A 15220-nucleotide genomic window follows, 5' to 3' on the forward strand; every position below is an offset into this window, starting at 1 on the left:
AAGATCCCCTATTCTTGATCTGGATTCTTTAGAAAATATCCCACTCCACGACGGGTAATTATATAACCAGGGTGACCAGGTGTATCTTCCACTTTTTCTCTTAAGCGACGAATAGTTACATCCACCGTTCGAACATCGCCAAAATAATCATATCCCCATACAGTCTCTAATAAATGTTCGCGAGTCATGACTTGCCCAACATGTTTAGCTAGATAGCTCAGCAATTCAAACTCACGATGTGTCAAATCAATCTCTTCGCCTCGTTTAGACACCGTATAAGCATCCTGATGAATAACAATATCACCGACTTCAATATCGCGGTTTTGATCCAAGCTATTTTCTTCTTCCTGTACTGTATTTCTTCGAAGATTGGCTTTGACGCGTGCTATTAATTCACGATTAGAGAAGGGTTTAGTGACATAGTCATCTGCTCCCAACTCTAAGCCCAACACCTTATCGATTTCAGAATCTTTGGCCGTCAGCATAATAATAGGTACAGAGGATGTTTTTCGAATTTCACGACATACTTCTAACCCTTCAATTTTTGGTAGCATTAAATCTAATATAATTAAATCTGGTCCTACTTTAGTAAATTTTTCCAAGGCTTCTTCGCCATCAAAAGCTGTTTCAACATCAAAACCTTCATTTTTTAGATTAAAAGAAATAATATCAGAAATTGGTTTTTCATCATCTACAACCAAAATTCGCTTCATATTGCTCTCTCCTTTGTTGCCCCTATACACGGGGATCGATTAAAAAGCAAAACTTCATATATTCAGTATAAATCCTTATTACACAACGATTCTCTAATAATACTATTATACCGATACTAAGCTAATAGTCAAAATTCTACAAAATCTAATTTGGAATAAACTGATTAGTTGCCGACTCTTTTCGAATCATTAGAAGCCCATCTCCCAAGGGCAATAAACACGATCGATGGTTTTTAGCATTTAAAACCAAGTCCAATAAATTATTTAAGCCCCGATGAATCTTTCGAACCTTGCGCGGAACCGTCTCTTCCGCATCAAACACCGTTCCCCCTTGAAAAACATCATCGATTAACAGGATTCCGCCCATATCCAGTAAATTCATACAATAAGGTAAAAATTCGACATATTTAGCTTTAGCTGAATCCATAAAAATTAAATCAAAGGGTCCCTCTAAATTAGGAAGAATGTCAGCTGCGTCCCCTTCTAACAAGGTAATTTTTTGTTTGAGTCCATTTTTCTCAAAATTCTTCTTAGCCCGTTCATACATTAATGGATAACGATCAATCGTAGTTAGATGACCACCATCTTGTAAATGTTGAGCCATCAAACTTGCCGAAAATCCAATAGCTGTTCCAATCTCTAAAATTGATTGAGGTTGCCGCGCTGCACAAAGAAAATCGATAAATTTCGCTGTCTCATGAGGAATAATGGGTATCCCGGCTTGTCGAGCAAAATCTTCGATTTCTTTGACTCCTCCCGTAAAAGCTCTTTGATTCTCTCTTAAATAATTCAATACTTTTTCCATCACCACAGGTCGATGCATCATTTCATTTAACATGGCTTCCTCCTCATAAAAAATAAGGCTGACACAAGTAATTCAGCCTTAAGAAAACACTAGCTTAACCTAAATAATTAGTTATCTAAATCATAATCATTCTCACGTCGATCATTCTCTTTTTCAAACTCACGCAAGCTATAATTAGTCTCTAATTGATAGTTAGGATCATGGCTGACATGAATTCCTCTTACTCGGCCATTCTCCACATTTGATGTCGTTAAAACATAATCATTAATTCGAACCGATGCTCGCTCGTCATCATCCGGTACATACCCCATCACCTGTATCAAAAGACCGGCGATCGTTTCAACATCTTCAGAATCAAGATCTTCCTCAAATAGATGATTAAATTTTTCCAGACTCAAAGTACCATTAATATAATAGTTGTTATCATCAATCTTACGAACCTGAACTGCTGTAACGTCCGTCTCATCATTGATATCACCAACAATTTCCTCGATCAAATCCTCAAGTGTTACAATCCCTTCGACCCCGCCATACTCATCCCGTAAAATTGCAAGATGTGTCTCCTCTTGTCGAAATTCTAACAATAAATCATCAATATATACGGTAGATGGTACAAACAAGGGTTCATTAGCAATCTCTAAAAAATCAATATGATCAAAACCGTCCTGCCTAGCAGCCTTTAGCAATTGCTTAACATGGATGACTCCAATGACATTATCTTTATCCTCACGATAAATAGGCAAGCGAGAATAAGGGCTTTGTAAGATTTCCTCCAGAATATCCTCATACTCATCTTCGATATCCAACATTTCGGTATCAGTGCGTGGTACCATCACTTCACGGGCCAATTTAGAATCAAGTGATAATACCCCCTCCAACATTGCGTATTCTGCTAGGTCAATTGCACCTTGAGCCTGGCTTTGAGTTAAAATTGCTACCATTTCTTCACGAGTAAATTTTTTCGTTTGTTCAGAAAAATTAATGGGTGTAAGCTTTTTTAATAAACCTGTTGATAAGGACAGAAAACTGACAAATGGCTTAAAAAGTAACTGTACTTTTTCAACCAACCAAGACGTCGCCATTGCCGTTTGCTCTGGCATTTGCAAAGCAATCTGTTTAGGATATAACTCACCAAACACCAATGAAAGGTAAGATAAGATCAATGTCACACAGACAATTGCCAAGGTATTAGATCCCGGAAAAGTTGGTAACCAATGCTCGATATAAGTTGCAAAACTTGTAGCCGCGGATGCAGAAGATAGAAAACCAGCGAAAGTAATAGCAACCTGGATGGTCGCCAAAAAATCATCCGCCTTGTCGATAAGTCGTAAAACCCGTTGAGCACGAGGATTATTATCTTCTTCAGCTAATGTCCGCATTTTTGACTGATTAATCGAAACAAAGGCAATTTCTGCCGCAGCAAAAAAAGCATTAATCGTTGTTAAAATAATGATAATAACAAGTTGACCAGTTATCGAATTCCCAGGGGAGTCCATAAAATTTTTCATTTCTCCTTTATCTAACAAAATAGTACGCTAATTATTAATACTATCATATGAAAATGTAAAATAAAAAGCAATAGTTTTTATAAAATCCCATTTATTACTAATATATTTAACCTCTAATAAAACATAAGTACAAAGTGATTGCAGAATTTTTAAGATATGCTAAAATAATGAGAGATAAAAGCGGCTACAAATAAAATCATTGTTAGAATAGGAGGTATTAAATGATCGAATCCTTAATGGTCCCCAAGAATCAACTGATAACATTTTCTGAATCCTGCAACTGTCAACAAGCACTTAACCTGCTTGAAAAAGAATCCCTAAGATGCGCTCCTGTACTCGATCAAAGTCAAACGCTCTATCGTGGTAATATCTACCGATACCATATCTATCAATACATGTACCACCACCCTCATGCAGATCTTGAAAAAATGCAAGTAACCCATTTCCTAAAGAACACCAGTAAGATCGTGAAGGTCAATCAATCTTTACTTGAATTATTCTTTAATATTAAAGACCTACCCTTCATTGCTGTACTCAGCCCAGATAACTCCTTCCTAGGAGTTGTGCCACATAACCATCTGATTAATTATTTTCACCAAGCTTGGATCCTTGAAGAAGCAGGAATCATCCTCTGCGTCGAAAGCTTGGGTAAAAAAGGAGATTTGGCTAAAATTTCCAGAATTATTAACCGTCATTGCGGCTTTTTATCCGTGATGACCCTCAATCGAAATGAGTATATCAGTCACTCTGCTATACTTTATCAACTACCCAAGGATATTAATATTCTTAATTTCCAATCTCTCTTACGAGCTTTAACCCGTAGAAAATTTCCTTTTAATTACTGGCAAGTCTAAAAAATGACTATTTTAAAAAACATTTCAATTATTTAAGCTTCTTTAGTCATTAAACTAAAAAAGGAGGCTGTGATTCATGATCACAGCCTCCTTTTTAATATCACATAACAATTAAATGAATGTTGTCAAGAAAGGGTTTGTCTCCTTCTCCAAACCCAATGTAGTCACAGGTCCATGTCCTGGACAAATCATGACCTCATTAGGTAAAGTCATCACTTGGTCTTTTAATGACTTTTGCAAATCAAACGGATTCGAACCAAGCAAATCAGTACGTCCCACTGAATTCTTAAATAAAACATCTCCCGAAATAGCCAATTGATCCGCATCAAAATAATACATTAAAGAACCAGGACTATGCCCAGGAACAGGGCGAATTTCAAAATCAAAATCGCCTACATTCTGTTTTCCTAAATGTTCCCAGTAATAGTCTGCTGGTTGACAAATCACTTCATAGGGGCCAGTCGCAGAAAGGTTCAAAACTGGATCTTGAAAGTATTCTTTTTCTATCACACTCGCATAAACGGCAACATTCAGGTCTTTTCGAACTGCATCTAAAGCACCAATATGATCATAATGACAATGAGTTAAAAATATTGCTTGAACCTGCCATTCATTGTCTTTAATCCATTTTAATAAACGATCTGGATTCGCTCCTGGATCAAACAAGATCGCTTGTTTATCCGGTCGATAGACGATATAGGTATTCTCCTCCAAGATTCCGACTGTTTGACTAGCTACTTGTAACATTTTATAAGCTCCTTTATAAGTAAACTCGAGGAACACGCTGACTCAAATTACAGGTTATTTCATAACCGATCGTACCTGACTCTTGAGCGACTAAAGATGGATGATTAAATAATCCTTGATCCTGACCAATTAAGGTCACCTGAGTTCCAATCGGAAAATACTCTGGTAAGCGAACCATCATCTGATCCATATTAATCACACCCAAAACCGGGCATATGTGACCTTGGCATAAAACTTGAACATCATGATAAGCTCTTAACCAACCATCTGCATAACCAATCGGTAACGTTGCGATCCACTCTGCTCCTTCAGCTTTATAGGTGGCACCGTAGGAGATACATTCACCTGCTTCAATCTGTTTAGTATAAACAATCTCAGTAACTAAGCTCAAGGCAGGCATTAATTCAAGCTCTAGTGGACTTTTGACCATTTGATTTAATACGGAATCCATACCTACCTGCTTAAGTTGGTGGCTATTTTGCCAATTTAATGGTACAAAATCATCTGGATAAAGACCATATAAACAAATCCCTAATCGTACAATATCCGAAAGTGGACCGTATTTAGGATGAAGCCCCATAGCCGAATTTGCAAAATGACGTTGGGTAACACTTTCTGGCAAATAGTCAGTTAAATATTGCCATTTTGCCCATTGTTTTTCAAGGTAAGGATTATCACCTTCAGCAGCAGTAGAAAAATGCGTAAAAACTCCCTGCCAATGAGCCCAGGAATAAGCCTTAATCGCTTGGTTAAAATCAGCTATTTCTTGTCTCGTCTTTAATCCGATTCGAGACATTCCGGTATCTAAAGCTAAATGAAAGGTTAATCCCTTAGCCATCAGCTCTGCTCCATTTGGTGTTTCATTAAGTTGGTCTTGCGCAATTTCAAAGAAAGCTATATTGGAAACAGTAACCGTAATATCATAAAGAATAATCTCAGCAATACCATAAGGTGAAGTAAGTCCCAACACCAAAATAGGCAGATCTTCAATCCCTGCCTTTCTTAGCTGGATGGCTTCGTCAACAGTTGCTACACAAAGTCCGTCAACGCCTTCTTGCCGTACTGTTTGAGCGACCGCTACAGCCCCATGTCCGTAAGCATCCGCCTTTACCACAGCATACAATCCTTGGTTAGGAGCCATTTTAGCTTTATAATGCTTTAGGTTCGAACGAATCGCCTTCAAATTAACGATCGCTTGAGTGGGACGATGTTCACTAGCAGTTTTCATAAATAAGATCCTTCTTTCTAAATTAACTGGTCAAAAAAAATCGCTAATTTTTGATCAATCTGGTCCTGGCTTAACGCAATTAAAACACTCGCTTGAACCATGGTTTTAGTGTGGCTAATAGAAACACTCGTTTCTTGGATAATTGGTCCTTGAGTAATCAAGGGTTTCCCGAACTGAGAAGGTAAGCATTCAATCATTTGAAAAGTCAATCGGCCAAGACCATAACCAATCGCTTTACTATATGCTTCTTTCACAGCAAAGCGGCCTGCTAAAAATTCAATTTTTCGTTCTAAAGACAACTCCTGGAAATAAGCCAACTCTTTAGGAGTTAGAACACGTTGAGCAAAGCGTGGTTTGCGCTTTAAAATCGCCTCAATACGGTGTAACTCTACTAAATCAATGCCAATCTCCATTCTAGCTCTCCTTATTACTTACTTTTCTTCATGACAAAATTTTTATGGTTTCTCTTTTTAGAATGACCGCGATTTTTATTGTTAGAACGGTGTGAACGTTTAGAAGTCGCATTTTTACTAGCGTTCTTATGATTCGAAAACCGACGAACATTTGGTAAGGGCCTTTGCGGTGAAATTTCAACTTCAATATGACTATTTTCTACTAAGAGTTGGCTTAACAAAGCCGAAACCAAATCATTACTTTGATAATGGTTTAACAGTAACTTAGCAACTTGACGGAACTCATCTACATTACCTTTTTCCAAAATATCATTAACGTCATCTATCACTTGCTGAACTTGACCCCGTCTAACCTCGCTTTGTGTAGGTGGTTTTAGAGGAAGCATTTGTTTGCCGATTAATTTCTCAATAGTCGCTAAGTAACCTAGCTCATTTCCTTGAACAAAGGTCAGTGACATTCCTTCATTGCCTGCACGCCCTGTCCGCCCCACGCGATGAACATAGGACTCAGGATCTTGAGTAATATCATAATTATACACATGAGTCACACCAGAAATATCCAACCCTCTAGCCGCAACATCGGTAGCTACAAGTAGTTCTACTTCCCCTTTTCGAAAAGCATCAATCACAGAAGTACGCTTTTGTTGAGTAATATCTCCATGAATTAATTCCGCATTATAACCGCGTAAATTTAATCCTCGACCCACTTCATCAACTCGCTTTTTCGTACGACAGAAGACAATTGCCTGCTTAGGGTTCTGCACATCTATAAAACGCGTTAAAATATCAAATTTTTCATCATCACGGCAGCGTGTATAATACTGTTCAATTAGATCCGTCGTCAAATATTGTGCTTTAATTTTTATATGCTCAGCATTGATTAGAAACTGGCCAGCCAACTCTTTAATTGCTTTTGGCATCGTTGCTGAGAAAAGTAAAGTCTGTCTAGTTTCAGGTGCTTGCTGAATAATAGCCTTGATATCCTCAATGAATCCCATATTTAGCATCTCATCAGCTTCATCCAACACAAGTGTTTGGACTGCATTTAACTTAAGCACATTACGCTTAAGTAAATCCAACAACCGTCCCGGCGTTCCTACGAGAACTTGCACTTTTTGTGATCGCAATCGTTTAATCTGCTTGTCAATTGGTGCTCCACCGTATACCACATAGACATTTGTTTTTAAAACTTTTGATAAGCGATATAATTCTTCTTGCACTTGAATCGCTAATTCTCGCGTGGGGGCAACAATCAAAGCTTGGACATTTGTATTCTTTGGATCAATTTTATTCAATAAGGGCAGACCAAAGGCAGCTGTCTTTCCCGTTCCTGTTTGCGCCTGTCCGATCAAGTCCTTCCCACTTAATGCAATTGGAATCCCCTGTTGTTGAATGGGCGTGGGTTCTTCAAAACCTAATTCGTCTAAGCTTGTTAATAATTCATTTTTTAAGTTTAAATCAGTAAATTTCAATAAATTCTCCTAGTTTCGTTTTTTTAATTTTCAAACACACCCTTCAATGAGCATGTATTCATCTTTATTTAATGTGTTTCAATTCCTGTCAAGGCGGTAACAACTTGCAGTAAATCTACACTAAAGCTTGACTTCAATAGAACAATATCATTTGGTCTAACTTCTTGCTCTAAAGCCGTAATCAATTTCTGATGAGAGTTTGCTTCGTAATAGATATTCTCTTCATCAAATTTTGAAGTCAAAACCTCATAAAGAGCAGCCATTTCATGGCCAAAAAGATAAACTTTATCAATACTCTCAGGATCTAAACCAGTAGCTAATTGTCGGTGATAGTCGCGGCTCTTATCTCCTAGCTCTAAGATATCTCCTAAAACAACAATTTTACGTCCTGATTCTTCTCGGTTTATATTAGACAGAGAGGCAAGTACTGCTCTCATCGACGTTGGACTCGCATTATAAGCATCATTCAGTATTTTTGCCCCTGTTTTGCCTTTAAGCCATTGTAAACGATTGGCTGTCAATTTAAATTGAGACAATTGGAAAATAGCTTGTTCCGTAGGAACATCCAACAGTTTTGACACCGCTAAAGCGATTAAAGCATTAGTGACATTATAGGACCCCATCACTGGGATTGTACATAAGACATTGCCATCAATATTCGTCTTAAAATATGTTCGATCATAATCTTCTTCGATATCAAAAGCATAGAAATCCGCTTGAGAATCCATACCAAAAGTATATGATTTTAGTTTTCTAGTTTGTTTTTCCAACAAATTTGCGATGAGAGGCTCATTTTGTGGATATAGAAAAATGCCTCCATCTTTCAAACCATCTAAAATCTCCATCTTAGCTTGTGCAATACCTTGACGGCTCCCTAGATATTCAATATGGCTTTCCCCTATTAAGGTAATTATCGCCACATCAATTTGAGCAATACATGACAAACGATGAATCTCACCAAAATGATTCATCCCCATTTCTAATACTAAGACCTGGGTTGAAGATGGCATCTGTAGAATCGTATATGGCATTCCGATTTCATTATTATAGTTTCCTTGAGTCTTATATACCTGATACTTAGACGTTAAACTCATTGCCGTCATATCTTTAGAAGTAGTTTTCCCATTTGAGCCGGTAATCGCAATCACAATTGGATCTACTAATTGACGATAATAACTCGCCAATTCTTGCATGGCCTTCAAGGTATCTTTGACATAAATCACATGAATTCTACCCTTAGGTGCTGTTTCTTCAGAATTTGACCAAAAACAAACATTAGCGCCATTTTCTATGGCCATCTGAACATACTCATGTCCATCACGACTGCCACCCACCAGTGGCACAAAGAGACTCTTAGCTATTATTTTCCGTGAATCAAATTCAACGGACTCAATTTCTTGATCTAATCCTTCAACCAAGCTATATGATTGATAATCTACAGCTTTTAATAAGTCATCTATTGTCAATTTATTCATAATTGAACTCCTAATGTTCCACTTGCGTTATTTCCAACTGCTTTTTATTTTCATGGCGAGATAAGGCTAGTTGGATCAGCTCTTCTACTAAATCACGGTATTCCAATCCTGTAGCGGCCCAAAGACTCGGATACATAGAGAATTGGGTAAAGCCGGGCATGGTATTTACCTCATTAATATATACGTCTTCATTCGTCGTCACAAAAAAATCAACCCGAGATAGGCCTGACCCATCGATAGCTAAGTAAGCCTTTTTAGCATAGTCCTGAATCTTCTCAACAACCGCTTCGCTTAAATTAGCCGGAATTTCCATTTGTACCGAATTATTAAGATATTTTTCGGAATAATCATAGAAAGACTTGTCTTTAACTAAGTGCCCAACTACTGAGACATGAACATCGTCATTCCCAAGCACTGCCACCTCACACTCTTGTGCTTGAATCCCTTGTTCAACAATAATCCGACGATCAAATCTTAAAGCCGTGGCGACGGCCGCAATCAATTCTGGCGAGTCATGAACACATGAGATCCCAACACTAGATCCCATATTCGCTGGTTTTACAAAGAGAGGATACAAAAGCGAACCTTCAATCTTTTGCATCAAACTCTCCTTTTGTTCTTCCCATTCGTGGGCAGTAAAAGCAACATAAGGTACCTGAGGAATACCTGCTTGAGTAAATAGAGCCTTAGAAATGATCTTATCCATCCCATTAGCTGAAGCTGTAATACCTGCACCGACATAAGGCATATCTAAAATTTCCAAAAAGCCCTGAATAGTTCCATCTTCTCCATTGGGACCATGTAAAATCGGAAAAACAACTGCTTCTTCAGATTGAATATCCCCAGGTTTAATCGCAATTCCTTTTGACGGCGTGTTTTCTAAGGACCAGCTTAATGTATCACTCGCTTCAAGAATAAGCTGTTGATCGCCTAGAGAAGGTGTCTCCATACGTGGTCCTTTAATCCATTGACCCGATTTAGTAATAAAGACAGGATATACTTCATAAATTGAATACATTAGGACTTGGGCCACATTGTGTGCAGAAATTAAGGAAATTTCGTGTTCTGCACTTTGACCTCCATAAAGTAATATAATTTTCATTATTAAATTTCCTCCAAACTCTCACTTTCATTAGACAAATACAATTCTAATGTCCAACTTTGTTTAGATTGACAATAAGCTAAATCCGCCACCGCTTTCGAAATTGGCAGATCTCTCGTTAGCTGGGTTAATTCATCTTCAATAACAAACAAAGGAATATGCCAGCTATCTTGACTTTCGTATGCTTGATTAAAATCAAACTTTATCCCATTTAAAAATAATGGACTTAATCGTTCCACTTGCTTTTGAGGCAGTCGCTCCACTTGAATTTTTCTTCGGTTAAACCAACTTACGCGTTCATTCAATATTTCCTGCATATGCCCTGTTATCGACCGTTGAAAACGTGGGTAAAATTGAGTCATGTGTCGATAATATGTTTTTGTTAATCCATTAGGCATATTCAGATACACGAAATTATTTTGTAACTTATAAAAAAAGGGAGAGCGCAGTGCTTTTGTCGCATGAAACAGATAAAGAATTTCTGAAATCTCGATGGGTGTTAACTGGTGCATCATTTCAACACTGTCAAAATCAATCCAATTGGACATCCGACGTTTTTCTTTAAAACATATATCAAAATAATCCGCCACCATCGTTTGTCCTTTTAAAATCTTGAAGTTCGTATGTATATCAAACCGGCCAAATTCTTCCTGCTCGTCCGCTAAAATAATGTTTTGAGGCATATAAGGCTTTAAAAAATCGATTGTATTTAGACGAACCCCTCGTGTCATAAAATGATTTGTGACCGAGTCATAATGAACATATACATTCAAGCGACTCAATTTTCTACCCCCCTTCAATTTACAGAATAGTCTTATTATAGGCTTTTCTTTCAAGATTAAACAGAACAAAACTATGACAAATTAAAAATATTTGTCTCTATTCCATAAATTTGTACTAAATTTCTATCACATCTCGTAGAGTATGGCTCTTTAACTAAAAAAAAATTAAGCTTCAAGAGCCTTTTCCTCCAACTATTCTCATTATAAGTTAAATAAATGACCTTGTGAACTAGATTTTAGCTATCTAGGAGAGCAATTTTATTTACATTCATTTCTTTCAAGAGTATCATTATAATAGTTATTTGAATAAAGGAGGAAGTATGTTAACAACAACCTACCCCATTGTACCTAAAAAAGTACAATTAAATGCTTTAAATAGCACTCACTTAGCACAATATTATCAAGAACAACTTGGATTTACCCTCATAAAAGAAAAAGATAAGATTTTTTCTTTAGGAAACCGTGACGCGGATATACTACTGGAAATTTTCCCTCATGCTCAGAAAAAAGTTAATAAAACAAGCGGCCTTTATCACACAGCTTTTCTATTTCCCAAAGAATCCGACTTAGCCCACTTCTACAAGTATCTAAAAACTCATCATACCCCTCTTCAAGGGGCTAGTCATCATGGTTATTCCAAAGCACTCTATTTACAAGATCCTGAAGGAAATGGTCTTGAATTCTATTATGATTTACCCATATCCCAATGGGATATAAATAAAGAGGGGCAAATTAAAGGAGTCACAAACCGACTTGATCTATCCGAACTTAGTCAACTTGTTTCATCAACAGCCCCCGATTATCAGCTTCCTAGGCAAACCAAAGTTGGCCATTTTCATCTACAAGTAGGACAACTCGACAAAGTAGCGCACTTCTATCAGACAATTCTTCACTTAGCCACTAAACAAAAAATTAACCACCATGCACAATTCTTAGCTAGCGGTCTTTATCACCACCATCTAGCTTTAAATACCTGGCTAGGTCTCGAATTAGATCACCCACACACAAATACGCAAGGAATTAGATCTTGCGTTTGGCAATGCCATCCCACTGAAATAACAGCCATTATCCAACGTCTAAATGAGCTTCACTACCCTTATACAAATAAAAAAATAGGCATTGAATTAATTGATCCAGCTGGTATTAGACTTAAAATAAATAGGATGGATTAATTCGTGAATCGTTTCAAGCATTATACTCGCCACTTAATTGTGATGCGGCCTCCTCATCCAACAAAATAAAAGTATTAGCATGCTGTTGCAAACAGGATGCTGGACATAAAGGACTAGCTGGTAGTTCAATTGCTTGTCGAATCGCATGCGCTTTATTCTCTCCAAAAGCCATCAAAATAATTTGCTTGGCTTTTAGAATGCTGTCTATGCCCATAGTTATCGCTCGACTAGGCACTTTTTCATTGTTTTCAAAAAATCGCTGATTGTCTTTAATCGTCGATTCCGTCAATTGAACACAATGCGTTTTCGTATCAAAGGACGATCCAGGCTCATTGAACCCTATATGTCCGTTAGATCCCAACCCCAATATTTGTAGATCAATTGGCCATTGTTCAAGTATCTGATCATAATTCAAGCACTCTTGATGAATCTCTTCAGCCACTCCATTTGGAATATATGTCGCCTTAAATGGCTTTTTACTGAAAAGATACTGATTCATAAAGTATGCATAACTTTGAGGGTGATCTTTAGAAAGACCAATATACTCATCCAAATTAATGGCTTGATCTTGCGAAAAATCATACTCTGAATTCACCATAAGTTGATACAATCCCAAAGGTGTGGATCCAGTGGCTAGCCCATAAGTACTTGGACCTAAGTCCTTCTGCTTGATTAACAATTGAAAAGCATAATCTGAAGCTTCTGATTTCGTTTTAAATACTTTTACATGCATAACGTCTCTCCTTATATAAACGTTTTATGACAGTCTTCACAATTTAACAACATTCTAGTAACAATGACTTTATTATACCTAAAACATGTTAAAATCAAAAATAGAAACTTACACGAGGAGGATGTATATGTCAAATCTAACCCAAAAATCATTCATTCCTCTTTTTATCCTTGGCCTCGTTATTGTCTCTTTAACAGGAGCCTTCCCTACAAAAATTATCGCAACCACAACAAGTAATGAGAAGCCTAATACTAATAATTATTTTGAAATGCCTGCTGATGATTCGGATTCAATAGAAGAATCCAACGAAAGTTCCTCAGTTGTTACCGAAGAACCCACCGCCCCAATCACGCTAGATCCGAAGGAAACACAAGACGAATCAAGCTCGGTATTATCGCCGGATAGCCGCTTTTCATCGATTTATGAAGCAACGGTCGATGAAACACCCGAACAACAAAAACCATCCGATCAAACTGTCTCAACGAGACCATTCCCCAACACTTCTAAAGGAAATACGCAAGCAGGATCCTTTCAAGTTTTAAAAGCTCAAAAGCCGAAGTCTACTAGTTTAATCATAATGGCCTCTATAAACAAACTTATGAATCACCCTAAACTCGTTCATAATATTTTAACCGTGTTCCCCTATTCTTTATTCAATCCCATGCCAGATCTGGTCCCTTCAATTCCTATCGCCTGTTACACACAAGCAACTATCTTAGGTATTTATTTAGACAGACTGCCTTCTTAGCAATTTAATTTATATTTGCTAAGCTATTTGACAATTCTTAGGATATTCATAGAATTAATACAGGTGAGGACTCTCAATCATAGAAAGGAGAATGATTTTGACGAATTATACTTGCTACGATGATCAAGAAATAAAAAATGAGCAAGAAAAAGTCGACCAATTCTTACAAAGTAAACAGCTTTGTAAGAAAGTGAATATTTTTAAACTATTAGGTGACTTAAATCGCATCAAAATTATTGAACTCTTGGCTAATTACGATAAACTTTGTGTCTATGAAATCTCACGTTTAATTAACGCCTCAGTGGCCACTACTTCTCACCATCTCATCGCCTTAAAAAATAACCACCTTATTGGCTCTAAAAAAGAAGGTAAACACGTGTTGTATTTTCTAGAAGATCCTAAGGTTATTCAAGTCCTTCGATTAGCAGCTCAACTAGGTACTTATAAAAACTAAAAACAAAAACAGCGCACTCTCATAGTAATGCGCTGTTTTATTTTTTTTAAATAAACAAGCAATTATTATTCTAATTTTTGACAAATTTTTTTTAATTTAGTGTATGATATCAATATAGTATTACACAACATAAAATATAATCAAGGAAGTGACATCATGTATATTTCGAACATCAATACAGCATCAATCCGTTTGGAAAATATTGAGCTAGATCGGATTTCGGAAGGTTCTCCTAAGACGATTCATTCACATGATCATTTAACGATTCTCTATTTGGCTAAAGGAGCCGCTACTTGTTCTCATCATGATACACGGGATAATATTAAGAAAAAAGACCTCATTATTCTTAATCCTAACCAACAAGTAACGATTGATCCTATTCGAAAAATCGAATACATTCAATTAGATATCACGGGTGTCGTTTTCATCTCGTCATCCAAAATTGAAGGTGATCATGGCGTATTTGTTGTCGCTGACGAAGGTCAAATGATTAAATACTATCTCGACCTTGCTCTATTAGAGAGTAAGAATGGTTTCCGTGGATCAGACATCATTTTAAGGAAATTAACAGAGTGTGTTCTTGCGCATATTTTGCGTCATCACAATCTTTCTATTAAAGATTCATCCATCCAAGTCAAACATGAAGAAATTGAAGAAATTAAAGAACATATTCGTCAAAACTTTAATCGAAAAGTCAGTTTAGACGAACTATCTGAATTAGTCGATATTAATAAATATTACCTCATCCGTCTTTTCAAACAACAAACCGGTCTTTCACCGATTGACTATCTGATACATCTGCGTTTAGCAGAAGCAGAACGTCTATTAACCTCTACTGATACAGATATTGCGGAAATATCCAATTATGTTGGCTTTCATTCAGCCTCTCACTTCTCTAAAACCTTTAAGGAAGCGAATGGCTTAACACCTTCTGCCTATCGTCGGAAATTTTCAAGAATTGGTTTTTAATAACAAACTTATTAAGAGGCTGTGACACAAGTCTCAAAAATACCC

Annotated in this window: 16 protein-coding genes; 5 read left to right on the forward strand and 11 right to left on the reverse strand. The window is 37.0% G+C overall.

The window, feature by feature from the left end:
* Positions 1 to 8 precede the first annotated feature (8 nt).
* The 3 genes from yycF to HMPREF2758_RS01020 all read right to left on the reverse strand — a co-directional run bounded on the left by yycF (position 9) and on the right by HMPREF2758_RS01020 (position 3014).
* Positions 9 to 713, reverse strand: a complete 705-nt coding sequence (gene yycF, locus HMPREF2758_RS01010; RefSeq protein WP_006908356.1) for a response regulator YycF — start codon at positions 711 to 713, stop codon at positions 9 to 11.
* A 145-nt stretch (positions 714 to 858) separates the two neighbouring features.
* The gene (locus tag HMPREF2758_RS01015) at positions 859 to 1551 is read right to left on the reverse strand and encodes an O-methyltransferase (protein WP_070608599.1); all 693 of its coding nucleotides are present in this window, start codon (positions 1549 to 1551) and stop codon (positions 859 to 861) included.
* Positions 1552 to 1625: 74 nt separating this feature from the next.
* Positions 1626 to 3014, reverse strand: coding sequence for a hemolysin family protein (locus HMPREF2758_RS01020; protein WP_070608605.1), 1389 nt, complete (start codon positions 3012 to 3014; stop codon positions 1626 to 1628).
* Positions 3015 to 3247: 233 nt separating this feature from the next.
* On the opposite strand from HMPREF2758_RS01020, the gene cbpA reads away from it, so the two are divergent.
* The gene (gene cbpA / locus HMPREF2758_RS01025) at positions 3248 to 3880 is read left to right on the forward strand and encodes a cyclic di-AMP binding protein CbpA (protein WP_006908359.1); all 633 of its coding nucleotides are present in this window, start codon (positions 3248 to 3250) and stop codon (positions 3878 to 3880) included.
* 111 nt (positions 3881 to 3991) lie between these two features.
* Here cbpA and HMPREF2758_RS01030 read toward each other — a convergent pair whose 3' ends face one another.
* The 7 genes from HMPREF2758_RS01030 to HMPREF2758_RS01060 all read right to left on the reverse strand — a co-directional run bounded on the left by HMPREF2758_RS01030 (position 3992) and on the right by HMPREF2758_RS01060 (position 11099).
* Positions 3992 to 4627, reverse strand: a complete 636-nt coding sequence (locus tag HMPREF2758_RS01030; protein WP_070608601.1) for an MBL fold metallo-hydrolase — start codon at positions 4625 to 4627, stop codon at positions 3992 to 3994.
* 13 nt (positions 4628 to 4640) lie between these two features.
* Positions 4641 to 5855, reverse strand: a complete 1215-nt coding sequence (gene alr / locus HMPREF2758_RS01035) for an alanine racemase (protein ID WP_070608603.1) — start codon at positions 5853 to 5855, stop codon at positions 4641 to 4643.
* A 17-nt stretch (positions 5856 to 5872) separates the two neighbouring features.
* Positions 5873 to 6268, reverse strand: coding sequence for a holo-ACP synthase (gene acpS / locus HMPREF2758_RS01040; protein ID WP_006908362.1), 396 nt, complete (start codon positions 6266 to 6268; stop codon positions 5873 to 5875).
* A 14-nt stretch (positions 6269 to 6282) separates the two neighbouring features.
* Complete coding sequence (locus HMPREF2758_RS01045) at positions 6283 to 7740, reverse strand: degradosome RNA helicase CshA (RefSeq protein WP_006908363.1); 1458 nt, start codon at positions 7738 to 7740, stop codon at positions 6283 to 6285.
* A gap of 68 nt (positions 7741 to 7808) precedes the next feature.
* Positions 7809 to 9215, reverse strand: coding sequence for a UDP-N-acetylmuramoyl-tripeptide--D-alanyl-D-alanine ligase (murF, locus tag HMPREF2758_RS01050; protein WP_006908364.1), 1407 nt, complete (start codon positions 9213 to 9215; stop codon positions 7809 to 7811).
* 10 nt (positions 9216 to 9225) lie between these two features.
* Entirely contained in the window at positions 9226 to 10317 is a 1092-nt protein-coding gene (locus HMPREF2758_RS01055) for a D-alanine--D-alanine ligase (RefSeq protein ID WP_006908365.1), read from the reverse strand.
* Positions 10318 to 10319: 2 nt separating this feature from the next.
* Entirely contained in the window at positions 10320 to 11099 is a 780-nt protein-coding gene (locus tag HMPREF2758_RS01060; protein WP_006908366.1) for a hypothetical protein, read from the reverse strand.
* 320 nt (positions 11100 to 11419) lie between these two features.
* Between HMPREF2758_RS01060 and HMPREF2758_RS01065 the strand changes: the two genes are divergently transcribed.
* A complete protein-coding gene (locus HMPREF2758_RS01065; RefSeq protein ID WP_006908367.1) occupies positions 11420 to 12271 on the forward strand; it encodes a VOC family protein in 852 nt (283 codons plus the stop codon).
* 13 nt (positions 12272 to 12284) lie between these two features.
* On the opposite strand, the gene HMPREF2758_RS01070 is transcribed toward HMPREF2758_RS01065, so the two are convergent.
* Entirely contained in the window at positions 12285 to 13004 is a 720-nt protein-coding gene (locus HMPREF2758_RS01070) for a glucosamine-6-phosphate deaminase (protein WP_006908368.1), read from the reverse strand.
* A 127-nt stretch (positions 13005 to 13131) separates the two neighbouring features.
* On the opposite strand from HMPREF2758_RS01070, the gene HMPREF2758_RS01075 reads away from it, so the two are divergent.
* The 3 genes from HMPREF2758_RS01075 to HMPREF2758_RS01085 all read left to right on the forward strand — a co-directional run bounded on the left by HMPREF2758_RS01075 (position 13132) and on the right by HMPREF2758_RS01085 (position 15175).
* Entirely contained in the window at positions 13132 to 13752 is a 621-nt protein-coding gene (locus HMPREF2758_RS01075; RefSeq protein WP_006908369.1) for a hypothetical protein, read from the forward strand.
* 91 nt (positions 13753 to 13843) lie between these two features.
* Positions 13844 to 14206, forward strand: coding sequence for an ArsR/SmtB family transcription factor (locus HMPREF2758_RS01080; RefSeq protein ID WP_231285857.1), 363 nt, complete (start codon positions 13844 to 13846; stop codon positions 14204 to 14206).
* Between the two features lie 156 nt (positions 14207 to 14362).
* Positions 14363 to 15175: an AraC family transcriptional regulator gene (locus HMPREF2758_RS01085; protein ID WP_006908371.1), complete on the forward strand. Its 813-nt coding sequence runs from the start codon at positions 14363 to 14365 to the stop codon at positions 15173 to 15175.
* Positions 15176 to 15220: the final 45 nt, after the last annotated feature.

This window comes from Facklamia sp. HMSC062C11 (genome assembly GCF_001810675.1).
Lineage (GTDB): Bacteria > Bacillota > Bacilli > Lactobacillales > Aerococcaceae > Facklamia > Facklamia hominis.